Origin of the sequence: Mesorhizobium sp. B2-8-9, from assembly GCF_006439475.1 — a bacterium.
In the GTDB taxonomy this organism is placed as follows: domain Bacteria; phylum Pseudomonadota; class Alphaproteobacteria; order Rhizobiales; family Rhizobiaceae; genus Mesorhizobium.
The window spans coordinates 1-24,292 of sequence record NZ_VFTQ01000025.1; the positions used below are offsets into that span (position 1 = coordinate 1).

Below are 24,292 nucleotides of genomic sequence, written 5' to 3' on the forward strand. Positions count from 1 at the left end.
CTCGCTGATGTCCCATACATAATTCCCTACCGTGTTATCGGCGAGGAGATCGAGATACTCACCGTGATGCATGCGGCCCAACGATGGCCGCGCCAGTTGTAGACACCACCGCTGGCCTGTGCCTGAAGGCTTGAAACGCCGGCGGCAATCGTCTATATCAACTTCAAATTCTTGGTCGGTATGACGAAGAGTGGGTCCACCCGGTCCCGCTCTTTTTTGTTACCTGCCGGCCGGAAGCAAAAAGCGACAGGGATCTGATGACTGCAGCGGCAAGCGAGGCCGACGACCGTATCATCCGCGAAAGCGGTATCGATGCGCGCATTGCGCTGATCGTGCAGCCGGTGCTCAAGGCCATCGGCTTCCGGCTCGTGCGGGTGCAGTTGACCGGCCAGAACGGGCTGACGCTGCAGATCATGGCCGAACGCGAGGACGGCACCATGACCGTCGAGGATTGCGAAGAGGTCAGCCGCGCCGTGTCGCCGGCGCTCGATGTCGATGATCCGATCGAAAAGGCGTATCATTTGGAAGTTTCCTCGCCAGGCATCGACCGGCCGCTGGTGCGCAAGTCGGATTTCACCGCCTGGACCGGCCATCTGGTCAAGCTGGAGACATCGGTTCTTGTCGGCGACCGCAAACGCTTCAAGGGCAAGATCGCCGAGGCGGATGCCGATGGCATCCTGATCGAGCGCGACAAGGCGGCCTATGGCGAAGAGCCGACGGTGCGCGTGCCTTACGACGCGATCGCCGAGGCCCGGCTGGTGCTGACCGACAATCTCATCCGCGATGCCCTGTCGAAGGACAACCGGGCGCGCAAGGAAGCCAGGAAGCGCCGTGGCGAAGCGGAAGACGCCGCCGACGGCGAGGAAAATGAAACCGAACAGGAAAGTTGATTGAGTAGCCGGGCCGTATGCCCGGCGCGAAATCGGGAGAAAGACAATGGTTGTAAGCGCCAACAGGCTTGAACTGCTGCAGATCGCCGACGCGGTCGCGCGTGAAAAGTCGATCGACAAGCAGATCGTTATCGCCGCCATGGCCGATGCGATCCAGAAGGCAGCGCGCTCTCGTTACGGCCAGGAGACCAACATCCGCGCCGACATCAACCCGAACACCGGCGAGATGAAGCTGCAGCGGCTGATGGAAGTGGTCGAGAAGGTCGAGGACTACGCGACGCAGATCGCGCTTTCCACGGCGCGCGAGCGCAACCCCGACGCCCAGATCGGTGACTTCATCGCCGAGCAGCTGCCGCCCATGGATTTCGGCCGCATCGCCGCGCAGTCGGCCAAGCAGGTCATCGTCCAGAAGGTGCGTGAGGCTGAGCGCGATCGCCAGTATGACGAGTACAAGGATCGCATCGGCGAGATCGTCAACGGCACCGTCAAGCGCGTCGAGTACGGCAATGTCATCGTCGATCTCGGCCGAGGCGAGGCAATCATCCGCCGCGACGAGCTGATCCCGCGCGAGAACTACAAATATGGCGACCGCGTGCGGGCCTATGTCTATGACGTGCGCCGCGAGCAGCGCGGCCCGCAGATCTTCCTGTCGCGCACCCATCCGCAGTTCATGGCCAAGCTCTTCACCATGGAAGTGCCGGAAATCTACGACGGCATCATCGAGATCAAGTCGGTCGCCCGCGATCCGGGCTCGCGCGCCAAGATCGCGGTCATCTCGCGCGATTCCTCGATCGATCCGGTCGGCGCCTGCGTCGGCATGCGCGGCAGCCGCGTCCAGGCCGTGGTCGGCGAATTGCAGGGCGAGAAGATCGACATCATTCCGTGGTCGCCATCGGCCGCGTCCTTCATCGTCAACGCGCTGCAGCCGGCCGAGGTCGCCAAGGTGGTGCTCGACGAGGACGCCGAGCGCATCGAGGTGGTGGTACCGGACGACCAGCTGTCGCTGGCCATCGGCCGCCGCGGCCAGAACGTGCGCCTTGCCTCGCAGCTCACCGGCTGGGATATCGACATCCTGACCGAGCAGGAAGAAAGCGAGCGTCGCCAGAAGGAATTCGTCGAGCGTTCGGCGCTCTTCATGGAAGCGCTCGACGTCGACGAGATGGTCGGCCAGGTGCTTGCCTCCGAAGGCTTCACCAGCGTCGAGGAAGTCGCTTATGTCGACTCTGGCGAAATTTCCTCGATCGATGGCTTCGACGAGGACACCGCTTCGGAAATCCAGACCCGCGCCCGCGAATATCTGGAGAAGATCGAGGCCGAGCACGACGAAAAGCGCAAGGCGCTGGGCGTCAAGGACGAGCTGCGCGACATCCCCGGCATCACCACCGCTATGATGGTGACGCTCGGCGAGGACGGCGTGAAGACGGTCGAGGACTTCGCCGGCTATGCCGCCGACGATCTGATCGGCTGGAAGGAGCGCAAGGACGGCGAGACCAAGGTCTATCCGGGCGTGCTCGCCAGCCACGGCGTCTCGCGCGCGGAGGCGGAGCAGATGGTGCTCGCCGCCCGCAAGCAGGCCGGCTGGATCACCGAGGAAGAACTCGCTGCCGAAGAGGCAGCGGCCGACGAAACCGTCGGTGCGTGAGGTGACCACCAATCGCAAAGCCCGTGGACGAGATGAACGATCGCACTTGCATCGTTACGCGCAGGCAGGCCGAAGCGGATGAACTGATCCGCTTCGTCGTCGGCCCGGATTCGGTCGTCGTTCCGGACATCAAGAGAAATCTGCCCGGCCGCGGTTGCTGGGTTACTGCCGATCGCCTACATATCGAGAAGGCAGCGGCCAAGAACCTGTTTGCCCGTGCCTTCAAGGCGCAGGTGACCGTTCCGGCCGATCTCGGCGGCATGGTCGACGGGCTGCTCTCCAGATCCGCTCTGGGCATGCTCGGCCTTGCTCGCAAGGCTGGCGCCGTCGTCCTTGGCGCCGCCAAGGTCGAAGGCGCCGTGCGCGACGGGCTGGCGCTTCTGGTGCTGCATGCGACCGAGGCTTCGGACGACGGTGTCCGCAAGATCAGTCAGGCGCGGCGGGCAACCCTCCATCTCGGCGGACCGGCCATCCTTGCCTACAAACTTTTCCCCGAAGCCGAGTTGAGCTTGGCATTGGGGGGTACAAATGTGATACATGCTGCCGTTCTCGCGCAGGACGCGGGACAGGCGGTTGAGAAGCGCGTAGTTGCGCTCGACCGATATCGGGGCGGTACCCCGAACGATCTGGCAATGCTTGCGGCCGTTGCTGACGAAGATGATGCCGCAGAGGATATGGAATGAGCGATACGAAATCGGGCGACGACAAGACGTTGAGCGTGACGCCGAAGAAGACCTTGACGCTGAAGCGCCCCGGCCTCGAGCAGGGCACCGTGCGCCAGAATTTCTCGCATGGCCGCACCAAGTCGGTCGTGGTCGAGACCAAGAAGCGCAAGTTCTCGCTGCCCGGCGACAAGCCGGAACCGGTGGCTGCGTCCGTCTTCACGCCGAAGCCCGCCGTTGCCGCCGCGCCTGTCGTGCAGGAAGCGCCGAAGGCGCCGCCTCCGCCGCCGGAGCGTTCCGGCATGGTCCTGAACGAGCTCTCGCGCGGCGAGATGGAAGCGCGCCGCAAGGCGCTGGAAGGCTCCAAGGCCCGCGAGGCCGAGGATCGCTTGCGCGCTCAGGAAGATGCCAAGCGCCGCGCCGAGGAAGAGGAACGCCGCAAGCGCGAGCGCGACGAATCCGCGCGCCGTCAGGCCGAGGAGGAGGCACGCCTGCAGACTGAGGCCGAGGCCCGCCGGCGCGCCGAGGAAGAGGCTCGCCGCCGCGCGCCGCTGGCTGCGGATGTCGCCACCGCTGACGACGAGGAGGAGGCCAAGCCGAGGCGTACCGGTGCCGGTGCCGCGAGTGCGCCACCGCGCCGTCTTGCGACTCCGGAAGTGGCAAGGCCTGCCAAGCCGACAAAGGGCGAGGAAGATCGCCGCCGTGGCAAACTGACGCTGAACTCGGCGCTGTCGGATGACGACGCACGCGCCCGTTCGCTATCGTCGATGCGTCGCCGCCAGGAAAAATTCAAACGCGCGCTTCACAATGAGCCGCGCGAGAAAGTCATGCGCGAAGTGATCCTGCCCGAAACCATCACCATCCAGGAACTGGCGCAACGCATGTCCGAGCGCGCCGTGGACGTGGTCAAGTTCTTCATGAAGCAGGGCCAGATCCTGAAGCCGGGCGACGTCATCGACGCCGACACGGCCGAACTGGTCGCCTCCGAATTCGGCCACACGGTCCGCCGCGTCGCCGAATCCGACATCGAGGAAGGCCTGTTCAACATCGCCGACCGCCCGGAAGACCTTGTGTCGCGTCCGCCGGTCGTGACGATCATGGGCCATGTCGACCACGGCAAGACCTCGCTGCTCGACGCGATCCGCAACGCCAATGTCGTCTCCGGCGAGGCCGGCGGCATCACCCAGCATATCGGTGCCTACCAGATCGAGAAGAACGGTCAGAAGATCACCTTCATCGACACGCCCGGCCACGCGGCCTTCACGGCCATGCGCGCCCGTGGCGCCCAGGTTACCGACATCGCGGTGCTGGTGGTGGCGGCCGACGACAGCGTGATGCCGCAGACGATCGAATCGATCAATCACGCCAAGGCGGCCGGCGTGCCGATCATCGTGGCCATCAACAAGATCGACAAGCGCGATGCCGACCCGCAGAAGGTGCGGACCGAACTGCTGCGCCACGAAGTGTTCGTGGAATCGATGGGCGGTGAGGTGTTGGACGTCGAGGTTTCGGCGACCAAGGGCATCAATCTCGACAAGCTCTTGGAAGCGATCCTGCTGCAGTCCGAAGTCCTCGACCTCAAGGCCAATCCGGACCGCACCGCCGAAGGCGCGGTCATCGAGGCGCAGCTGGACAAGGGACGCGGTCCCGTCGCCACGGTGCTGGTGCAGACCGGCACGCTGATGCCGGGCGACATCATCGTCGCCGGCAACGAGTGGGGCCGTGTGCGCGCGCTCGTCAACGATCGCGGCGAGCATGTGCCGGAAGCGCCGCCGGCAATGCCGGTCGAGGTGCTTGGCCTCCAGGGCACGCCGCAGGCGGGCGACCGCTTCGCCGTCGTCAACAACGAGGCGCGCGCCCGTGAGATCACCGAATACCGCCAGCGCCTGGCGCGCGACAAGGCAGTGGCCAAGCATGCCGGCCAGCGCGGCTCGCTCGAGCAGATGATGTCGCAGCTGCAGACGAGCGGATTGAAGGAATTCCCGCTGGTCATCAAGGGCGACGTGCAGGGTTCGATCGAGGCGATCAATGCCGCCCTTGAAAAGCTCGGCAATGACGAGGTGCGCGCGCGCATCGTCCATGCCGGCGCCGGCGGCATTACCGAAAGCGATGTCTCGCTCGCCGAGACGTCCGGAGCGGCGATCATCGGCTTCAACGTCCGCGCCAATGCGCAGGCGCGTGCGGCCGCGGCCGCGGCCGGCATCGAGATCCGCTACTACTCGATCATCTACAACCTCGTCGATGACGTGAAGGCAGCGCTTTCCGGCATGCTTTCGCCGGAGCGGCGCGAGACCTTCATCGGCAATGCCGAGATACTCGAGATCTTCGACATCTCCAAGGTCGGCAAGATCGCCGGCTGCCGTGTCACCGAAGGCAAGGTCGAGCGTGGCGCGGGTGTTCGCCTGATCCGCGACAACGTCGTGATCCACGAAGGCACGCTGAAGACGCTGAAGCGCTTCAAGGACGAGGTTGCGGAAGTGCCGGGCGGCCAGGAATGCGGCATGGCCTTCCAGAACTACGAGGACATGCGTGTCGGCGACATCATCGAGTGCTTCCGCGTCGAGATGGTAACCAGAACGCTCTAATTCGGGTATACTTGCCGAATAATAAAGGGCGGCGGCCGAAAGGCTGCCGCCCAGATCCCTCATGCATGTTGAGACATGTGGCGCGGTCCCATCCCGCGCTTCACGATTTCAGGACCAGAGAAAATGCCCCGTTCGACACCGTCAGGCCCCTCCCAGCGCATGCTGCGCGTCGGCGAGCAGGTGCGCCATGCCCTTTCCGAGACCTTGCAGCGCGGCGAGATCATCGATCCGGTTATCGAGAACAGCGTCGTCTCTGTGTCCGAGGTGCGCATGTCGCCCGACCTCAAGATTGCCACCGCCTTCGTCTCGCCGCTTGGCGCAGGCGACGAGAGCGCCGTGATCGAGGCGCTCAACAGGCACGCGAAATTCATCCGCGGCCGGGTCTCCGGCGCGCTCAGGCAGATGAAGTACATGCCGGAGTTTCGCTTTAGGCTCGACACTTCCTTCGACAATTTCGCGAAGATCAATGAACTGCTGAAATCGCCGGAAGTCGCACGCGATCTCGGTGACGGCAAGGACAACGACAAGGACGAGGAATAGGTGGCGCGTCGCGGTAAGAAGAAGGGGCGGCCGGTCTCCGGTTGGGTGGTGCTGGACAAGCCGGTCGGCATGGGCTCGACCGAGGCGGTTTCCAAGATCAAATGGCTGTTTCAAGCTGAGAAGGCCGGCCATGCCGGCACGCTCGATCCGCTGGCTTCCGGCATGTTGCCGATCGCGCTCGGCGAGGCGACCAAGACTGTTCCCTATGTGCAGGACGGCGCCAAGGTCTACCGCTTCACCGTCGCGTGGGGCGAAGAGCGCTCTACCGACGACCTCGAAGGCCCGGTGACCAACAATTCCGACCGTCGGCCGGACGAGGCGGAGGTGAGGGCGCTGCTGCCGAAATACACCGGCGTCATCATGCAGACGCCGCCGCAATTCTCGGCCATCAAGATCGCCGGCGAACGCGCCTATGACCTTGCCCGTGAAGGCGAGACGGTCGAGATACCCGCGCGGGAAATTGAAATCGGCCGTTTGGATATTGTCGAACATGGTGCCGACAAGACTGTCTTCGAGGTCGAATGCGGCAAGGGCACCTATGTGCGCTCGCTGGCCCGCGACCTGGGCCGCGATCTCGGCTGCTTCGGCCACATCGCCGAATTGCGCCGCGTCGAGGTCGAGCCGTTCACGCCGGAGGATTTCGTCACTGTCGCCGAACTGGAAGCGGCTCGCTTTGGCGAAAAGGATGACGACAAATCCGATAAAATAGACGCCCCGGTCGACTTCAGCGCCATCGATGCCCTGCTTGTCGAAACGGCGGCGGCGCTCGACTGCCTGCCGCAGGTCGCGGTCAGCGACGACGCGGCGACGAAGATCCGCCTCGGCAATCCCGTCATCATTCGCGGTCGCGACGCGCCGGTCGAGGCCGAAGAGGCCTGCGCCACCTCGCGCGGCAAGCTCGTCGCTATCGGCGCCATCGAGCAGGGCATGTTCAAGCCCAAGCGGGTCTTTGTCGGGTGAATCCGGCCTAACTGTTTGTTATTACGCAATTCCGGACGGGAAACCGCTGCGCACTTTTGCTGGAATTGCTCTAATCTAGGCCGAATGCTGAGTCCCGAGGATATCTCATGGCCAAGGCTGATGCAGGCAAGAAGCGGGAACCGCTGAAAACCCGCCGGCCGCCGGTTGGGGCGTCGCCAGGCACGCTTATCGCCGATCCGGCGGCGCGCCGCAGCGAGCTGCGGCTGACGCTGATCTCGCCCGAGAAATACAAAACAATCGACAATGCCTCGATCGACGATCTCAACGCGCATTGCGAGAAATGGCCTGTCGTCTGGCTGGATTGCACCGGACTTGCCAATATCCCGCTGATCGAGGAGATCGGCCGCATCTTCAGCCTGCATCCGCTGGCGCTGGAGGACGTCGTCAACACTGGACAGCGGCCCAAGGTGGATTTCTTCGAGGATCATGCCTTCGTCGTCATGCGCATGATCGACGATGTCACCTCGCATCGCTACGAGCAGATCGCGTTGTTCTTCGGCGGCAATTTCGTCGTCACGTTCCAGGAGCGCGAAGGCGATCCGTTCGATCCGGTGCGCAAGCGCATTGCGGCCGCGATGCCCAACCGCCTGCGCTCGCGCGGTGCCGACTATCTTGCCTATGCGCTGATCGATGCCATCGTCGACAGCTATTTCCCACCGATCGAGGCGGCGAGCGAATTGGTCGACGGCATCGAGGACCAGATGCTGAATAAGCCGCACAAGCACCAGATGCGGCAGCTGCATGAATTGCGGCGTGACGCCAACGTGCTCAAAGGCGTGCTGTGGCCGATGCGCGACACGCTGGCGACGCTGATCCGCAATGAAGTGGCCTTCGTGAAGGCGGAGACCAAGATCTTCTTCAACGATACGCTCGACCATTCGCTGCGTCTGATCGAGCTGGTCGAGAACCAGCGCGACATGCTCACCGGCCTGATCGAGATGCACGTCTCGTTGACCCAGGCCCGCACCAACGACGTCATCTCCTATCTGACGATCGTCTCGGTGATCTTCATGCCGCTGACCTTCCTGGTCGGCGTCTGGGGGATGAATTTCGATCCGCAAAGCTCGCCCTGGAACATGCCGGAGCTGAAAGCCTATTACGGTTATCCGGTGGCAATTCTGTTCATGGCGCTTGTCGCCGCCGGACTGATCTTCTTCTTCAAATGGAAGAAGTGGCTATAGCCGCTGAACCCTTTGTTTTCGTGGCAAGACCTGCGACAAGCCGGCTTGACATTTGGGCTGGTGTTTATTCCGGAATTGGACTATATGCGCCACAGCTTCGCGCCCTGACGCGTCGCTTGCACTGGCCCCTGCTGGACGACATCCCGGCTGTGGGCGTCCCGTTTCCTCCAACAGATAAGGAAAAGCACGATGTCGATTACTGCCGACCGCAAGAAGGAATTGATGACCGAATTCGCAACCGCCAAGGGCGACACCGGATCTCCGGAAGTCCAGGTTGCCATTCTTTCCGAGCGCATCAAGAACCTGACCGAGCACTTCAAGGACCACAAGAAGGATAATCATTCCCGCCGTGGCCTGCTTGCTCTGGTCTCCCAGCGCCGCAGCCTGCTTGACTACCTCAAGCGCAAGGATGACGGGCGCTATCAGACGCTGATCGACAAGCTCGGTCTGCGTCGCTGACGAATTGACCGGCGGGTCTTCCTCGGAGGGCCCGCCGGTCGCGCATTGGCGCATCGGTCGATCCGGTGCGATAATGCCGGAGCGCGGCGCGCTCTAGAAATTCGCATTCGCGCAGGGCGCGTTCCGGAAACAGCGGTTTCCGGCGTCATGCGCAAAAGCCGGCCGATCGGTCGGCCAAACACGGTTCCGGACGCGCAGAGGGCCATTCGGAACCGCCCCATGGACGGTCATGGGGCAGGATTGCAGGATGCTCGCTCGGCTTATGAGCCGGACCTACGAGCTTCCCGTTGTCTTGCCCGTGGCTGCCCGAAGGAAGCCAGGAAAGGGAGAACCCGTGACCGTTAGGACGGCGCGGCCCTTTCCGCATATGAAGGACAAGACATGTTCAATCAACACAAAGTGGAAATCGAATGGGGCGGCCGTCCGCTCATCCTGGAAACCGGCAAGATTGCACGCCAGGCTGACGGCGCGGTGCTCGCCACCTATGGCGAGACCGTCGTTCTCGCCACCGTCGTTTCGATGAAGGAGCCGAAGCCCGGCCTCGATTTCTTCCCGCTTACCGTCAACTACCAGGAAAAGACCTACGCCGCCGGCAAGATCCCGGGCGGCTACTTCAAGCGTGAGGGCCGCCCGAGCGAAAAGGAAACGCTGGTTTCCCGCCTGATCGACCGCCCGATCCGCCCGCTTTTCGCCGACGGCTACAAGAACGACACCCAGATCGTCGTCACCGTCGTCCAGCATGATCTCGAGAACGATCCCGATATCCTGTCGATCGTGGCCACCTCCGCTGCGCTCACGCTTTCCGGCGTGCCGTTCATGGGTCCGATCGGCGGCGCCCGCGTCGGCTACATCAACGGCGAGTATGTGCTCAATCCGCACATCGACGAAATGCAGGAATCCAAGCTCGACCTCGTCGTCGCCGGCACCGGCGACGCCGTGCTTATGGTCGAATCCGAGGCCAAGGAACTCTCCGAGGAACTGATGCTCGGTGCCGTCGTGTTCGGCCACAAGAGCTTCCAGCCTGTGATCGACGCGATCATCAAGCTGGCCGAGGTCGCCGCCAAGGAGCCGCGCGACTTCACCGCGCCGGATTACTCAGCGCTTGAAGCCGAGATGCTGAAGATCGTCGGCGACGAGCTTCGCGAGGCCTACAAGATCACCGACAAGCAGAAGCGCTATGCCGCCGTCGACGCCGTCAAGTCGAAGGTCAAGGCCGCGTTTGCGCCGGCCGAAGGCGAAGAGGCCAAATACACCTCCGAGCAGATCGGCTCGGTGTTCAAGGAACTCCAGGCCAAGGTCGTGCGCTGGAACATCCTCGACACCGGCTCGCGCATTGACGGCCGCGACCTGAAGACGGTCCGCAAGATCGTCTCCGAAGTCGGCGTCCTGGCGCGCACCCATGGTTCGGCGCTGTTCACACGCGGCGAGACCCAGGCGCTGGTCGTTGCCACGCTCGGCACCGGCGAGGACGAGCAGTATGTCGATTCGCTGACCGGCATGTACAAGGAGAAGTTCCTCCTTCACTACAACTTCCCGCCCTATTCCGTCGGCGAGACGGGCCGCATGGGTTCGCCGGGCCGCCGCGAAATCGGCCACGGCAAGCTCGCCTGGCGCGCCATCCGCCCGATGCTGCCCAGCGCGGACCAGTTCCCCTACACGCTGCGCGTCGTTTCGGAGATCACCGAGTCCAACGGCTCGTCCTCGATGGCGACCGTCTGCGGCACCTCGCTGGCGCTGATGGATGCCGGCGTGCCGCTGGCAAAGCCGGTCGCCGGCATCGCCATGGGCCTGATCAAGGAAGGCGAGCGCTTCGCAGTGCTCTCCGACATCCTCGGTGACGAGGACCACCTCGGCGACATGGACTTCAAGGTCGCCGGCACCGCCAACGGCGTCACCTCGCTGCAGATGGACATCAAGATCGATGGCATCACCGAGGAGATCATGGGCATCGCCCTTGCCCAGGCCAAGGACGGCCGCCTGCATATCCTCGGCGAGATGGCGCATGCGCTGTCCGGCGCCCGCGCCGAGCTCGGCGAATTCGCGCCGCGCATCGAGGTCATGCATATCCCGACCGACAAGATCCGCGACGTCATCGGTTCCGGCGGTAAGGTGATCCGCGAGATCGTCGAGAAGACCGGCGCCAAGATCAACATCGAGGACGACGGCACGGTCAAGATCGCTTCGGCGAACGCCAAGGAGATCGAGGCGGCGAAGAAGTGGATCCACACCATCGTCGCCGAGCCGGAAGTCGGCGAGATCTATGAAGGCACCGTCGTCAAGACGGCCGACTTCGGCGCGTTCGTCAATTTCTTCGGCCCGCGCGACGGTCTCGTCCATATCTCGCAGCTCGCCAATGAGCGTGTCGCCAAGACCTCGGACGTCGTCAAGGAAGGCGACAAGGTTTGGGTCAAGTTGATGGGCTTCGACGAGCGCGGCAAGGTCCGCCTGTCGATGAAGGTCGTCGACCAGGCGACCGGCAAGGAAATCGTCCAGGACAAGAAGAAGTCGGACGGCGAGGAAGACGCCGCCTGATCGGTTTGACCGGATAATTTAGACGGGCGCGCCGCGAGGTCGCGCCCGTTTTGTTTCAGGGCAGTTCCAGGAAAGCGGCAACCGTTTCCGTCCGGAATTGCGTCGGGCAAAGGTCCTACGGAGCAGGTGAATGGCCGCGGAGCCGCTGAAGACGCTGTTCTACCCGTTCGAGGCCGAGGCGCTGCCTCTGCCGCGAAAGGATGCCCGCGTCCTGTTTCTCGGCGCCGAGTCCGGCTTCCGCTTGCCCGCCGGTTTCGAGGCGGCGCTGCATCTCGTGCAAGGCTTTCGGCCACATTTTCGAACGCTGCAGGCGTCCGGCTACGCGGTCACGCCGCGCGCTGAGGATACCGGCTTCGACCTGGCGTTGATGCTTGCGGGCCGCCATCGCGGCCAGAACGAGCAGCGTGTCGCCGAGGCGATAGAGCGCGTCCAGCCGGGCGGGCTGGTTGTCGTTGCCGGCGGCAAGGAGGACGGCATCGACAGCCTGCGCAAACGGATCAACGCCCTGGTGCCGCTCGAAGGCCATTTGCCGAAGCATCACGGCGTTGCCTTCTGGTTCAAGCGTGCCGGCGCGGAGACGGCCGCGATGCTGCGCGCCGGCAACCCCGATTTGATCATCGAAGGCGGTTTCAAGACCAGGCCTGGCATGTTCTCCTTCGATCGGATCGATGCCGGTTCGAAACTGCTGGCCGCGAACCTGCCTGACGATCTCAAAGGCAACGTCGCTGATTTCTGCGCCGGCTGGGGTTATCTGGCGGTGGAAGTCCTGCAGCGCCCGCAAGGCCTCACCGCACTCGATCTCTACGAAGCGGATTTTGAGGCCCTGGAAGCAGCCAGGTTGAACGTCCAGGGCGGCGCCATCGAGCCGCGTTTCTTCTGGACCGATCTGCTCACCGAGGCGGTCGAACGGCGCTACGACGCGATCGTCATGAACCCACCCTTTCACCGCGGCCGCGCGTCCGAGCCGGAGATCGGTTCCGGCATGATCCGCGCCGCGTCGAAGGCGCTGAGACCGGGCGGCCGCCTGTTCATGGTCGCCAACCGCCAGCTTCCTTACGAACAAGCGCTCTCGGCGGTCTTCGCCAGCCATGCCGAGATCGCCCGCGATGGCATGTTCAAGGTGTTTTCGGCGCGCCGCTGAAGCAATCAAGGAAAAGCGTGCAGCGGGGTGGATTCGGCGCCTTCGCCGCAGCCTTGGATCCACAATCGCGGCGGGAAGAATACTTGTTCTATTGCAGGCTGACGATGCGGGCCGGCTCGTGCGTGCCGAAGGCGGACCGCGCTTCGCCAAGCTCGACCTTGAGCGGCGCCGGCCGGCCGAACAGATAGCCCTGCACAACCTCGCAGCCGGCCGCTCGGAGCAGGGTGGCCTGGTTCTCGGTCTCTACGCCCTCGGCGATGATGCCCACGCCCAGCGCCCGTGACAGGCCGACAATGGTCGACACGATCGCGCCGGAGCTGGAATCGGTGTCGATGCGGCTGACGAAGGAACGGTCGATCTTCAGCTTGCCGAAGGAGAAATCGATCAGGTAGCTCAAATTGGAATAGCCTGTGCCGAAATCGTCGACGGCCACAGAGATACCCATCTCGGCAAGCTGTTCCAGGATGGCTGCGGCGCGGTCGCGGTCCTGCATCATCGCCGTCTCGGTGACCTCGAGTTCCAGCCGTGAGGGCTTGATGCCGGTCGATTCCATCACCTCCCGCACGATGCCGACGAAATCCCTGGTCATGAACTGGACAGGCGAGATGTTGACGGCGACGAAGCATTCCTCCGGCAGGTACCGGGCGTCGCTGCAAGCCTTGCGCAGCACCCACTCGCCGATCGGATTGATCATGCCGGTTTCCTCGGCGATCGGAATGAATTCCATCGGCGGGATCATGCCGCGCTCCGGGTGCTTCCAGCGGATCAGCGCCTCATAACCGACGATGCGGCCGCTCGGCAGGTCGAGCTGCGGCTGGTAGTGAAGACTGAAGTCGCCTCGGTCGAAAGCGGTCTTCAGCTCCGACTCGATCCATTGCCGATAGTCCGCAACGCGGCCCATGTCGGCGTTGAAGACAGACCAGTTGCCGATGCCGCTGGCGCGCGCGTTCTGCAGCGCCAGGTTCGAGCGGCGCAGGACCAGGACCGGATCGACGCCGTCCTTTGGCATCGCCACGATGCCGACCGACAGGCTGACCGACTGCAGATGCGTCTGCAGCTGATAGGGCTCCATCATCTCGTTGATGAGCTTCTCGATCAGCCGCTCGATCGAGCCCCTGATCTGGCGGTCCGGCAAAAGCACCGCAAATTCGCCGGCGCCGATACGGCCGATCACCGCATCCTCCGGCATATTCTCCGTCAGCCTGCTGGTGAAGGCGCAGATCAGTTCGTCTCCCTGGCTGTAGCCGATGGCGTCGTTGATCTGCTTGAAGCGGTCGATATCGATGTCGATCAGGAATACCGGCTCGCCGGTTCGGATCGTCCCAGAGGCGGCCTCGGCTATCTTGCCGACCATGGCCTGGCGCGACAAAAGGCCGGTCAGCTTGTCGAAATGGGTTTCCTTGAAGACATAGGCCGCCGATTCGTCGACCCCGGCAAAGAACGAGAGTGCTGCTCCGCCGGCGGCAAGGGCGCAGAGAGCGGCAATGACGCCCGCCATCGTTTCGGCCGGCATGCCGGCCATGCCGTCGCCGAAGCCGAACCTCAGCCCCCACAGTCCAAGGATGAAACTGCCCATGCCCGAGCTGGCGATGGTGATCAGCCGGAACAGCGGAGTCCGTTTGGGATTGCTGACTGCAGGCATGCATTGTCCCCAGATTACGGGGCCTTATAGCGGATATCTCCTTAAAATGAGTTTCCGCCGATGCATCCAATTTTACTGGAGCGCAACTGTCGCCGCCGCGAACTATTCCCGCGTGCCGTCGTTCTGCTTCAATTCCTCCAGTGCCGGCATCGAAACGATATGATAGCCGGAATCGACATAGTGGATTTCACCGGTGACGCCCGACGACAGATCGGAAAGCAGGTAAAGCGCCGAGCCGCCGACTTCGTCGATGGTCACGGTGCGCCGCAAAGGCGAGTTGCGCTGCTGGTAGGAGAACATGTGGCGGGCATCGGACACGCCGGAGCCGGCCAGCGTCCGCACCGGCCCGGCCGAGATGCCGTTCACCCTGATGCCGCGCGGGCCGTAGTCGTTGGCTAGGTAGCGCACGCTGGCTTCCAGCCCGGCCTTGGCGACGCCCATGACGTTGTAGTTCGGCATCACCCTGACCGAGCCGGCATAGGTGAGTGTGATCATCGAGCCGCCATTGCCCATCAACGCGGCGGCGTTGCGGGCGATCTCGGTGAAGGAATAGCAGGAGATCACCATGGTGCGCACGAAGTTGTCGCGGCTGGTGTCGGCATAAAGGCCCTTCAGCTCGTTCTTGTCGGAAAAGCCGATGGCGTGCACCACGAAATCCAGCCCGCCCCAGGCCTTGCCGAGGGTCTCGAAGGTCGCGGTGACCGAGGCACTGTCCTCGACATCGCAGGGCACGATCAGCGAGGCTCCAACTTTCTCGGCAAGCGGCTTGACCCGCCGCCCGAAGGCGTCGCCCTGATAGGTGAAGGCGAGCTCGGCCCCATGTTCCGACAGCTTCTTGGCGATGCCCCAGGCAATCGAATGGTCGTTGGCAACACCCATGACAAGCCCGCGCTTGCCCTTCATCAACCCTTCCATGCCTGGCAATCCTTATGAAAAACGCTGTCTTATGCGGAATAGCGCTGGAAAATCAGCGTTGCGTTGGTGCCGCCGAAACCGAAGGAGTTGGACAGGACGGTGTCGATCCTGGCGTCGTCGATACGCTTGCGCACGATCGGCATGCCCTCGAATTCCGGATCGAGCTCCTCGATATGGGCGCTCTCGCCGATGAAACCGCCCTGCATCATCAGGATCGAATAGATCGATTCCTGCACGCCGGCTGCGCCCAGCGAATGGCCGGTGAGCGATTTGGTCGAGGTGATGTAAGGCATCTTGTCGCCGAACACCTCGCGGATGGCGCCCATTTCCTTGGAATCGCCGACCGGCGTCGAGGTGCCGTGGGTGTTGATGTAGTCAACCGGCGAAGACACCGTGGCAAGCGCCTGGCGCATGCAGCGGATCGCACCTTCGCCCGAAGGTGCGACCATGTCGTAGCCGTCGGAAGTCGCGCCGTAGCCGACGACCTCGGCGTAGATCTTGGCGCCGCGCGCCTTGGCGTGCTCCAGTTCCTCCAGCACCAGCACGCCGGCGCCGCCGGCGATGACGAAACCGTCGCGGTTGACGTCATAGGCGCGCGAAGCGGCCGATGCGTTGTCGTTGAACTTCGACGACATGGCGCCCATGGCGTCGAACAGGTCAGACATGGTCCAGTCGAGGTCCTCGTGGCCGCCGGCAAACATCACGTCCTGCTTGCCCCACTGGATGAGCTCATAGGCATTGCCTATGCAATGCGCGGAGGTCGAGCAGGCCGACGAGATCGAATAATTGACGCCGTGGATCTTGAACCATGTGGCCAAGGTGGCCGACGCCGTCGACGACATGGCTTTCGGCACGGCGAACGGGCCGATACGCTTGGGGCTGTTGTTCTTGATCGTGGTTTCGGCGGCTTCGACGATGGTGCGGGTCGAGGGCCCGCCGGAACCCATCACGATGCCGGTCCGCTCATTGGTGATGTCGCCTTCGCTTAAGCCGGCATCGGCGATCGCCTGGTCCATGGCGACGTGATTCCAGGCGGCGCCCTGGCTCAGGAAGCGCATGGCGCGGCGGTCGATCATCGGGGTGGGATCGAGCGTCGGCGCGCCCCAGACCTGGCAGCGGAAGCCGTGTTCGGCGAAGGAATTGGAAAAGCTGATGCCTGATTTGGCATCGTAAAGCGAGCTCTGCACCTCATTGGCATTGTTGCCGATCGACGACACAATGCCGAGCCCTGTCACTACGACCCGTCTCATTCGCAACTCCTTCCCGCGTATTCGGGCGAAAGACCTAGCCGGCTTCGCCCTTGATCATACGCAAACAAACTGACGTGGCATCCGTTGGCTACGCGGGCGCCGTGGCGGAAAACGGTCAGGCGGCCGGCTGCTTGGACAGGCCGACCTTCAGATCCGTAGCCGCATATATGGGTTCGCCATCCGCCTTGAGCCACCCATCGGCGATGCCGAGGACCAGGCGACCGCGCATCACGCGCTTGAAGTCGATGCCGTATTCGACCTTCTTCACCGACGGCGTCACCATGCCCTTGAACTTCACCTCGCCGGTCGAAAGCGCCATGCCTTTGCCCGGTTCGCCCAGCCAGCCGAGATAGAAGCCGGTCAACTGCCACATGGCGTCGAGGCCGAGGCAGCCCGGCATGATCGGGTTGCCGATGAAGTGGCAGGCGAAGAACCACAGGTCCGGCTTGATGTCGAACTCGGCGCGGATGAAGCCCTTGTCGAAAGCGCCGCCGGTCTCGCTGATCTCGGTGATGCGGTCGAACATCAGCATCGGCGGGTAGGGCAGCTGGGCATTGCCCGGACCGAACAGCTCGCCGCGGGCGCAGGCAAGCAGTTCCTCATAATCGTAGCTGGACTTTTGATCCGCCATCAAATTTCTGTCCCCGTGTTCCTTCGCGGGCGGCAGGGCGCCCTTCTCGTTGGTTTCCTAACACACTCTGTTTGCGGCCGGAAACCGGCGTTTGCGCTTAACCCGTGCGCCTGCCCGGGTCAATGCGCGCTATTGATCGCATTCGGACTACAGAATATATGTCGGCAGATGTCCGGTTTTGGCTTTTGACGTCTTTTTGCCATTCTGGACCTGTTGGTGGGCTGGGCAGCAAAGCTTCGACGCGAAGAGATGGATTCGGGCTACCGGAAGGAAAATGTCGCTGTGGACAAGCGGGTTCGCGAAGCCGGCCTGAGGCCGACGCGTCAGCGCATTGCGCTGGCCGATCTGCTTTTCGCCAAGGGCGACCGCCACCTTTCGGCCGAGGAACTGCACGAAGAGGCAATCGCCGCCGGCGTGCCGGTTTCGCTGGCGACGGTCTATAACGCGCTCCACCAGTTCACCCAGGCCGGACTGCTGCGCATCCTGGCGGTCGAAGGCTCGAAAACCTATTTCGACACCAACACCTCCGACCACCATCACTTCTACGTCGAGGGCGAGAACCGGATTTTCGATATTGAAAGCGGACCGGTGACCGTCTCCAACCTGCCGGCGCCTCCGGAAGGCATGGAGATCGCCAATGTCGACATCGTCGTGAGGCTTCGCCCGAAGCGCGGCGACTGATCCCGTGGCGATGCGGCCCGTCGATTTGATTGTCCGGTTTGAATGGGCCACCGTCGCCGCATTGGCTATCGTTTGCTATGCGATCTCCGGCTTTTCCTGGTGGCTGTTTGCGCTGCTCATCCTCGCTCCGGACCTGTCGATGCTGGGCTACCTCGCCGGGCCAAGCGTCGGCGCCGTCACCTACAACGCCTTGCATATCCTGATCGCCCCGCTCGTGCTTCTGCTTGCGGGCGCGTTGCTCGCCGGCCCGATCACCACCGCGGTGGCGCTGATCTGGATCGCGCACATCGCCATCGACCGTGCCCTCGGCTACGGCCTCAAGCTGCCTACCGGTTTTCAGGAGACGCATCTCGGCCGTATCGGCCGCGACCGCAACAGCAAGGCCGGCGAACTCAGTTCTTGACCTTCTCGCCGGGATAGGCGCCCCACACTTGCGACTGCGCCATCCAGCCGGTGTGACCGTCGAAGGTCATCTCGCACCATTGGCCGTCGCATTTCTTGATCGAGCCGATCACGCCCGGCTCGATGATGGCGATGACACCCGCATCCTTGTCGGGCTCGTCGAGCAGGTTGATTCGCCCGCCCTTGCCGCGCTGCCAGGGCGCGACGATCGCGGTGCGGCGGCCGGAGAGCAGCGACTGGTTGATCCAGCCTTCCGAACCGTCGGCATCGCGCACGCGGCGCCATGTGTCGAATTCCTGGATGACTTCCATCGGCAGGCCGGCCTTCAGATACATCCAGTTGACGGAATAATTGGCGCCGGGGCCGACGCGCGAGTTGACCCGGGCCGGCTTGAGGCTGACGAAACGCGGCAGCGGCAGCCCGCTCGGGCCAAGCGTTATGGTTTGCGCCGGCGCGGCCGCGCTTTGCGCGAATGCCTGCGGCGCGCAAAGCAGGGCGCCAAGAATGGCTGCACTGAAGGCCAGGCGAAGCGACGCGAAACCAGACACTTTCGTTCCTTTCGGCGCCGGTCCGTGCGGATGAGCGCCCCTTTTTCTTTGTCTTCGGCGGCACCGCTTGTTACAGGAGTGGACTGATGCCGCGACTGGCTGCAAGTTTCGCCGGTCTTGGTTAAAGAGGTCTCAACGAGATCGGTTTCGAGAGCATGATCCCGAAAAGTGGGGACCGGTTTTCGGAAAAGATCATGCTCCTACAAAGAGTAGGATCAGGATGACGATTCGACGAAACGTCATCCTGATCGAAGAAGCTTCGGGGATAAAATGGCAGGCAAAAAACGGCCCCTCGTCGTCATCACGCGCAAGCTGCCCGATCCGGTCGAAACGCGCATGCGCGAGCTGTTCGACGCAAGGCTGAATGTCGAGGACCGGCCGATGACGCAGCCGGAGCTGGTCGCGGCGGTCAAGGAAGCCGATGTGCTGGTCCCCACCATCACCGACCATATCGACGCCGCGCTGATCGCCCAGGCCGGCGAGAACCTCAAGCTGATCGCGAATTTCGGCAACGGCGTCGACAAGATCGATGTCGCGGCGGCCGCCAAGAAAGGCATCACCGTCACCAACACGCCGAACGTGCTCACCGAAGACACCGCCGACATGACCATGGCGCTGATGCTCGCCGTGCCGCGCAGGCTCGCCGAAGGCGCCAATGTGCTGACGGGTGACAAGAAATGGGCCGGCTGGTCGCCGACCTGGATGCTCGGCCGGCGCATCTGGGGCAAACGTCTCGGCATCGTCGGCATGGGCCGCATCGGCACGGCGGTCGCCAGGCGGGCCAAGGCCTTCGGCCTGTCGATCCACTACCACAATCGGCACCGCGTGCTGCCGGCGGTCGAGGAGGAACTGGAGGCGACCTACTGGGAAAGCCTCGACCAGATGCTGGCCCGCATGGACATCATCTCGGTCAATTGCCCGTCGACGCCGGCGACGTTCCACCTTTTGTCCGGCCGTCGGCTCGCGCTGATGCAGCCTTCGGCCTACCTCGTCAACACCGCGCGCGGCGATATCATCGACGAGGAATCGCTGATCAAGCTCATCCATGACGGCAAGATCGCCGGCGCCGGCCTCGACGTCTACGAGCATGAGCCGGCGCTGAACAGCAAGCTGTTGAAGCTCGCCGCCAAGGGCAAGGTGGTGCTGTTGCCGCATATGGGCTCGGCCACGCTCGAGGGCCGCATCGACATGGGCGAGAAGGTGATCATCAACATCCGCGCCTTCTTCGATGGCCACCGTCCGCCGGATCGTGTCCTGCCGCTCAGGACCTGAAAAGCTTTAGACGGCGGCGCTCACTGCGCCGTCCGAAGCGACCGTGACGGCGGCTCCGCGGTAATTGTCGAACGCGCCGCGTTCGAGCCTCACCGCCATCGGCGTTTCCCAGCCCATCTCACGGGCTACGATCAGGCCGAGCAGCAGGATGGCGTCCGGCTCGTGCAGCACCAGGGCGGCCGGCGCGCGGCCGTTGTGGACGAGCTCCATCAGCACCGCTGAAGCGGATGACGAGCCGATCGTGCCAGGCAGGAACAGAACCCGGCCGGCGATGACTTCGCAATGTTGCGGGTGGCGAACGTCGGCGATACGCCCGGTCCTGGGGTCGACGCCGCCCCAGAAGCTGATCGGCGCCGTCAGCACCAGCGCGTCGCCTTCGCCCGCCTTGCCCGGCACCAGGATTTCGGCCCTCGCGCTCATGCCGCGATATCCGTGAAGACCGGCTTGCCGAGGACCGCGCTTTCGACGCAGTCGGCGAGCGAGGCGTAGAGCACCGCATAGCCGGTGTTGCCCGGCGCGTAATGCGCGAACTTGCCCGAATTGGTCATCAAAACGCCGCCGGCAAGGACCGGCATGATCGGCGTCACCACCACGCAGGTGTCGGCGACGACAACGACGCCGCTGGCTTCGAGCCGCTTCCGCCGGCCGTTCTGCTCCAGCAGGGCAAGCGCATGGCGACCGGTGCAGGCGTAGATCGGCACCGCGAGCCGCCGTCCGGCGATCAGCCGCTCCAGGTAGTCGAACTCCGCGTGCGACAGATGCGGGCTGCCGATCGCCACCGCATCGATGGTCTTGGTCGCGGCCGCGGTCGACAGGCCCGCGCGGGCCGTCGCCACCATGTCGGGCGTCACGCGGATCACCGCTTCCGGCTCCGGCCCGGCCAGAATGGCTTCGGCGTCTGGAGCCTCGGGCGTCACGCCGGCAATGTGGAACAGGCCGACCGCGCCGGATGATGCGGCCGCCGCGCCGAAGGCTTTCAGCGCGTCTTCGCCGGGATGAGCCGTCACACCTCTGACGACGGCGATGGCGTTGCCTACCTCGCGGCCATAGAGGCTGCCCAACACCGGCCAGGCGATCTCCGAGGCAAGGAAGGACGGCGACAGGCCCGAGACATCGAAAACGAGCCGCGCGCGGCGGTTCTCCGTCCGATGCAGGCCGTAGTCAGGCGCTCTGGCAGTGATGGCGCAGGCAATGTCCAGGAAATCGCCATAGCGGTTGGTGCGCGCGCCCAGCACCGAATTGCAGAAGACGACCGCGTTGGACTCCCCCCAGGCGACGTCGCTGCCGAGCGCGGGCCTGTGTCCGGCCTGGTAGGGGGCGCAGGTCCAGCTCTGCTCGCAGCCCAGCTTGCGATAGGCCTCCATCATCCGCCGCGCCATGCCGCGCTGCGGCTCCTCGAGGCGGATGCGCGAGCAACCCATCAGGTCGAGCGCCCCGACATTGAGCGTCGAGCGCACCGCGACCTTCGCACCGCCTTCGACCAGTTTTTCAGCGAACAGCGTGCCGGAATCGCCGTGATACAGAGCGCCATCGATATGCGTGGAGGCGATCGGGATCAGCCGAGGCGCGCCGAGCAGGCGAGCGCTTTCGGCGACGATGCGCATCGCCATGCCCGCGCCGTCCCGGCCGGCGGCGATCGCCCGTTCTTCCGGGCTGAGGACCAGGCTCAAGACAGCACCTTGCGCATGGTGATGGAGGTCGGCCTGTCATAGCCCGCATGCGCCGTGCGCTCGGTCTCGCGGAAGCCGAGCCGGGCGAAGGCTGCATGGTTTGCGGTCAGTTCGATACGGGTCTGCAGCTCGATCGCGTCCATGCCGCGCTCGCGGGCAAGATCCTCCACCGCCCGCATCAGCCGGGTTCCGACCCCTTGGCCCTGCAGCCGTGGCTCGACCGCCAGCTTGCCGACATAGAAATCCCGCGACCGTTCCAGAGCGAAGACGCAGCCGACGATGCGGCCGTTCTCGACGGCCAGAAACCCCGTCTCCCGCTTCGCCTTCGCGGCAAGCGCCTCGGCGGTTAAAAGATGGGCCGATGACGGCGGATCGATCACCCCGTCCATATAGGCGAAGGCGCGCCGGATCAGCGCGAGCAGGTCGTCCCACCGATCGAAATCCGCTGGAAGGCCGGTTATGGAGATGCCGACGTTCTGGTCCATGCGCTCAGACGGCCTTGTAGCGGACGGTGTCGAAGCGGGCCGTGAGCCCGTCATAGAGCAGCAGCCGGCCTATCAGCGGCTCGCCTATGCCGGTAATCAGCTTGATCGCTTCCATCGCCTCCAGCGTGCCGATGACGCCCGTCAGCGCGCCGACGATGCCGGCGACGGCGCAGGACGGCACCAGCCCTTCGGGCGGGGCTTCCGGAAACAGGTCGCGGTAGCTGGGATTGCGCTTGCCGTCGGCGCCAGCCTCGAACGGCTTCAGCACCGTCACCGAGCCGTCGAAGCGCCCGACGGCCGCCGTGACGAGGGGTTTCTTCTCGCCCGCGCAGGCATCGGCGACCGCGTAGCGCGTTTCGAAATTATCGGAGCCGTCGACGATGATATCGTAGCCGGCGACGAGGGCAGGGGCATTCTCCTCCGTCAACCTCAGGCGATGCGATTCCACTGTGACGTTGGGGTTGATGCGCATGATCGCTTCCCGTGCGCTGTCGGTCTTGGCCATGCCGACCCTGTCGCTGCCATGGATCACCTGCCGTTGCAGGTTGGACAAGGAGACGGTGTCGTCATCGACGATGCCGAGTGTGCCGACGCCGGCGGCGGCAAGATATTCGAGCACCGGCGCGCCGAGCCCGCCGGCACCGATCACCAGCACCCGTGCCCGTTTCAGCTTCTGCTGGCCCGGCCCGCCGATCTCCGGCAGCACGATGTGGCGGGCATAGCGTTCGAGCTCTTCGTCGGTCAGCGCAGCATTGGTCATGGCTGGACCATATCGCCGTGGCGAGGCCTTGTCAGTAAGCGCAAGGCGCGGCCTTGGCGCGTATGCGCAAGTGCAGAACTCGCTTCAAAAGGTCAGCCGGTCGGCTCGACGTTGCCGTGATCGACGGTCAGGAACTGCGCCCGGCCGGCAAGGCTGGAGAACAAGGCGGCATCGGTGCCGGTCATGAAGGCCTGGCAGTTCAGCTCTTCCAGGATGGCGAACAGCGCCGCGCGCCGGCCCGCGTCGAGATGCGCGGCAATCTCGTCCAGCAGAAGGATCGGCGTCAGGCCCGACATCTCGCCGGTCAGCCTGGCATGCGACAGCACGATGCCGACCAGCAGCGCCTTCTGCTCGCCGGTCGAACAAAGCTCGGCCGGCATCGACTTCGGCCGGTGCCGCACCACGAGATCGGAACGATGCGGACCGTCCAGCGTGCGGCCGGCGGCGCGATCGCGCTCGCGGCCATTGGCAAGCGCGCGGCGGAAGCGCTCCTCGACATCGACGGCCGGTGCGACGGCGACCTCGCTCTCCAGGTCGCCGGCAAGGCTGATGTCAGCCTGCGGAAACGGTCCGCTGCCCGGCAATCTGTCGATCATGGCGGCAAGCAGCCTTACCAGCTCGGCCCGCGCCGCGGCGATCGCCACCCCGGTCTCGGCCATCTGCGTCTCGATCGCGTCGAACCAGGCGCCGTCGCGGGAGCCGTCGGTAAGCAATCGGTTACGGCCGCGCATGGCTTTCTCATAGTCGAGCGCGCGCTGGCCATGGCCAGGGTCGATCGCCAGCACCAGCCGGTCAAGGAAACGGCGACGGTCCGCCGCCGGCCCTGGAAACAGCCCGTCCATCGCCGGCGTCAGCCACACGACCCGCAGCCATTCCAGCATATCCTCGGCCGACCGCGCCGGCGCGCCGTTGATCCGTATCTTCCTGCCGCCTTCGCCGGCGGCGTCTCCGCCGGAAATTCCGGTGCCGATCTCGACCTGGCCTTCCGGCCCCTCGATGCGCGCATGCAAGGCGAAGCCGCCATCGCCGCCTTCGCGCGCCACATCGCCATAGGGCGCGCGGCGCAGGCCGCGGCCCGGGGTCAGCAACGAGATCGCTTCCAGGAGATTGGTCTTGCCGGCGCCATTGTCGCCCGACAGCACCACAGCGCCGGGCGCGAGCTCGAGCGACAGCGTCGCGTAATTGCGGAAATTAGTAAGTATAAGCTTACTTACGTAGCTTTGCTGCCGAAGCTGTTTCGCATCCGAGTTCACGGCGACACATCAGGTCCGTCAGAGCAATTCCAGGAAAAGTGCACAGCGGTTTTCCGTCCGGAATTGCGAAAGACAAAAGCGCAATTCCAGGAAAGGTGCACAGCGGTTTTCCGTCCGGAATTGCGAACGACAAAAACGCAATTCCAGGAAAAGTGCACAGCGGTTTTCCG

At 64.0% G+C, this 24,292-nt stretch carries 23 protein-coding genes; 13 read left to right on the top strand and 10 right to left on the bottom strand.

Translation table 11 applies throughout. The features are described from left to right. Nucleotides 1–257: 257 nt before the first annotated feature. The 10 genes from rimP (at nucleotide 258) to FJ423_RS24775 (ending at nucleotide 12,613) form a co-directional block, all read left to right on the top strand. The gene (gene rimP / locus FJ423_RS24730) at nucleotides 258–890 is read left to right on the top strand and encodes a ribosome maturation factor RimP (RefSeq protein ID WP_140845648.1); all 633 of its coding nucleotides are present in this window, start codon (nucleotides 258–260) and stop codon (nucleotides 888–890) included. A gap of 46 nt (nucleotides 891–936) precedes the next feature. Beyond that, a complete protein-coding gene (gene nusA, locus FJ423_RS24735; protein WP_095765964.1) occupies nucleotides 937–2,532 on the top strand; it encodes a transcription termination factor NusA in 1,596 nt (531 codons plus the stop codon). Nucleotides 2,533–2,564: 32 nt separating this feature from the next. Continuing rightward, complete coding sequence (locus FJ423_RS24740) at nucleotides 2,565–3,215, top strand: RNA-binding protein (RefSeq protein WP_140845649.1); 651 nt, start codon at nucleotides 2,565–2,567, stop codon at nucleotides 3,213–3,215. Then, on the top strand, nucleotides 3,212–5,779 hold the full coding sequence (gene infB / locus FJ423_RS24745) for a translation initiation factor IF-2 (protein WP_095765962.1): 2,568 nt from the start codon (nucleotides 3,212–3,214) through the stop codon (nucleotides 5,777–5,779). The genes FJ423_RS24740 and infB overlap by 4 nt, the downstream gene beginning before the upstream one ends. Nucleotides 5,780–5,902: 123 nt before the next feature. Next, on the top strand, nucleotides 5,903–6,319 hold the full coding sequence (gene rbfA, locus FJ423_RS24750; protein ID WP_140845650.1) for a 30S ribosome-binding factor RbfA: 417 nt from the start codon (nucleotides 5,903–5,905) through the stop codon (nucleotides 6,317–6,319). Further along, a complete protein-coding gene (gene truB, locus FJ423_RS24755) occupies nucleotides 6,320–7,279 on the top strand; it encodes a tRNA pseudouridine(55) synthase TruB (protein WP_140845651.1) in 960 nt (319 codons plus the stop codon). 107 nt (nucleotides 7,280–7,386) lie between these two features. Next, nucleotides 7,387–8,481 (top strand): magnesium/cobalt transporter CorA, encoded by a 1,095-nt coding sequence (gene corA / locus FJ423_RS24760; RefSeq protein WP_140845652.1) that lies wholly within the window; start codon nucleotides 7,387–7,389, stop codon nucleotides 8,479–8,481. Between the two features lie 147 nt (nucleotides 8,482–8,628). Next, nucleotides 8,629–8,940, top strand: coding sequence for a 30S ribosomal protein S15 (rpsO, locus tag FJ423_RS24765; RefSeq protein WP_280950871.1), 312 nt, complete (start codon nucleotides 8,629–8,631; stop codon nucleotides 8,938–8,940). Nucleotides 8,941–9,321: 381 nt separating this feature from the next. Continuing rightward, nucleotides 9,322–11,472 carry a polyribonucleotide nucleotidyltransferase gene (gene pnp / locus FJ423_RS24770; RefSeq protein ID WP_095765957.1) on the top strand — a complete coding sequence of 717 codons (2,151 nt, stop codon included), beginning with the start codon at nucleotides 9,322–9,324 and terminating at the stop codon, nucleotides 11,470–11,472. Between the two features lie 130 nt (nucleotides 11,473–11,602). Beyond that, nucleotides 11,603–12,613 (top strand): class I SAM-dependent methyltransferase, encoded by a 1,011-nt coding sequence (locus FJ423_RS24775; RefSeq protein ID WP_140845653.1) that lies wholly within the window; start codon nucleotides 11,603–11,605, stop codon nucleotides 12,611–12,613. An 88-nt stretch (nucleotides 12,614–12,701) separates the two neighbouring features. Here the strand turns inward: FJ423_RS24775 and FJ423_RS24780 are convergent, their stop codons facing one another. The 4 genes from FJ423_RS24780 to fabA all read right to left on the bottom strand — a co-directional run bounded on the left by FJ423_RS24780 (nucleotide 12,702) and on the right by fabA (nucleotide 17,051). Beyond that, complete coding sequence (locus FJ423_RS24780; RefSeq protein ID WP_140845654.1) at nucleotides 12,702–14,255, bottom strand: bifunctional diguanylate cyclase/phosphodiesterase; 1,554 nt, start codon at nucleotides 14,253–14,255, stop codon at nucleotides 12,702–12,704. 102 nt (nucleotides 14,256–14,357) lie between these two features. Then, nucleotides 14,358–15,170 carry an enoyl-ACP reductase FabI gene (fabI, locus tag FJ423_RS24785; RefSeq protein ID WP_095765954.1) on the bottom strand — a complete coding sequence of 271 codons (813 nt, stop codon included), beginning with the start codon at nucleotides 15,168–15,170 and terminating at the stop codon, nucleotides 14,358–14,360. Nucleotides 15,171–15,199: 29 nt separating this feature from the next. Continuing rightward, complete coding sequence (fabB, locus tag FJ423_RS24790) at nucleotides 15,200–16,420, bottom strand: beta-ketoacyl-ACP synthase I (RefSeq protein WP_095765953.1); 1,221 nt, start codon at nucleotides 16,418–16,420, stop codon at nucleotides 15,200–15,202. 115 nt (nucleotides 16,421–16,535) lie between these two features. Further along, on the bottom strand, nucleotides 16,536–17,051 hold the full coding sequence (fabA, locus tag FJ423_RS24795) for a 3-hydroxyacyl-[acyl-carrier-protein] dehydratase FabA (protein WP_140845655.1): 516 nt from the start codon (nucleotides 17,049–17,051) through the stop codon (nucleotides 16,536–16,538). Nucleotides 17,052–17,300: 249 nt separating this feature from the next. On the opposite strand from fabA, the gene irrA reads away from it, so the two are divergent. Next, a complete protein-coding gene (irrA, locus tag FJ423_RS24800) occupies nucleotides 17,301–17,732 on the top strand; it encodes an iron response transcriptional regulator IrrA (RefSeq protein WP_112101799.1) in 432 nt (143 codons plus the stop codon). Nucleotides 17,733–17,742: 10 nt separating this feature from the next. Beyond that, the gene (locus FJ423_RS24805; protein ID WP_140845705.1) at nucleotides 17,743–18,135 is read left to right on the top strand and encodes a DUF4260 domain-containing protein; all 393 of its coding nucleotides are present in this window, start codon (nucleotides 17,743–17,745) and stop codon (nucleotides 18,133–18,135) included. On the opposite strand, the gene FJ423_RS24810 is transcribed toward FJ423_RS24805, so the two are convergent. Then, the gene (locus FJ423_RS24810) at nucleotides 18,125–18,682 is read right to left on the bottom strand and encodes an SH3 domain-containing protein (RefSeq protein WP_095765950.1); all 558 of its coding nucleotides are present in this window, start codon (nucleotides 18,680–18,682) and stop codon (nucleotides 18,125–18,127) included. The genes FJ423_RS24805 and FJ423_RS24810 overlap by 11 nt on opposite strands. 270 nt (nucleotides 18,683–18,952) lie before the next feature. Between FJ423_RS24810 and FJ423_RS24815 the strand changes: the two genes are divergently transcribed. Next, complete coding sequence (locus FJ423_RS24815) at nucleotides 18,953–19,954, top strand: D-glycerate dehydrogenase (RefSeq protein ID WP_140546041.1); 1,002 nt, start codon at nucleotides 18,953–18,955, stop codon at nucleotides 19,952–19,954. A gap of 6 nt (nucleotides 19,955–19,960) precedes the next feature. Here the strand turns inward: FJ423_RS24815 and FJ423_RS24820 are convergent, their stop codons facing one another. From FJ423_RS24820 to recF, 5 genes are all read right to left on the bottom strand, one after another. Continuing rightward, nucleotides 19,961–20,374, bottom strand: a complete 414-nt coding sequence (locus FJ423_RS24820; protein ID WP_140845656.1) for a DUF126 domain-containing protein — start codon at nucleotides 20,372–20,374, stop codon at nucleotides 19,961–19,963. Then, nucleotides 20,371–21,624: an aconitase X catalytic domain-containing protein gene (locus FJ423_RS24825; RefSeq protein WP_140845657.1), complete on the bottom strand. Its 1,254-nt coding sequence runs from the start codon at nucleotides 21,622–21,624 to the stop codon at nucleotides 20,371–20,373. Before FJ423_RS24825 ends, FJ423_RS24820 begins: the two co-directional genes overlap by 4 nt. Continuing rightward, on the bottom strand, nucleotides 21,621–22,109 hold the full coding sequence (locus tag FJ423_RS24830) for a GNAT family N-acetyltransferase (RefSeq protein WP_140845658.1): 489 nt from the start codon (nucleotides 22,107–22,109) through the stop codon (nucleotides 21,621–21,623). The genes FJ423_RS24825 and FJ423_RS24830 overlap by 4 nt, the downstream gene beginning before the upstream one ends. A 4-nt stretch (nucleotides 22,110–22,113) precedes the next feature. Further along, nucleotides 22,114–22,869, bottom strand: a complete 756-nt coding sequence (locus FJ423_RS24835) for a molybdopterin-synthase adenylyltransferase MoeB (protein WP_140845659.1) — start codon at nucleotides 22,867–22,869, stop codon at nucleotides 22,114–22,116. Between the two features lie 92 nt (nucleotides 22,870–22,961). Next, nucleotides 22,962–24,122: a DNA replication/repair protein RecF gene (recF, locus tag FJ423_RS24840; protein WP_140845660.1), complete on the bottom strand. Its 1,161-nt coding sequence runs from the start codon at nucleotides 24,120–24,122 to the stop codon at nucleotides 22,962–22,964. Between the last annotated feature and the right edge of the window lie 170 nt (nucleotides 24,123–24,292).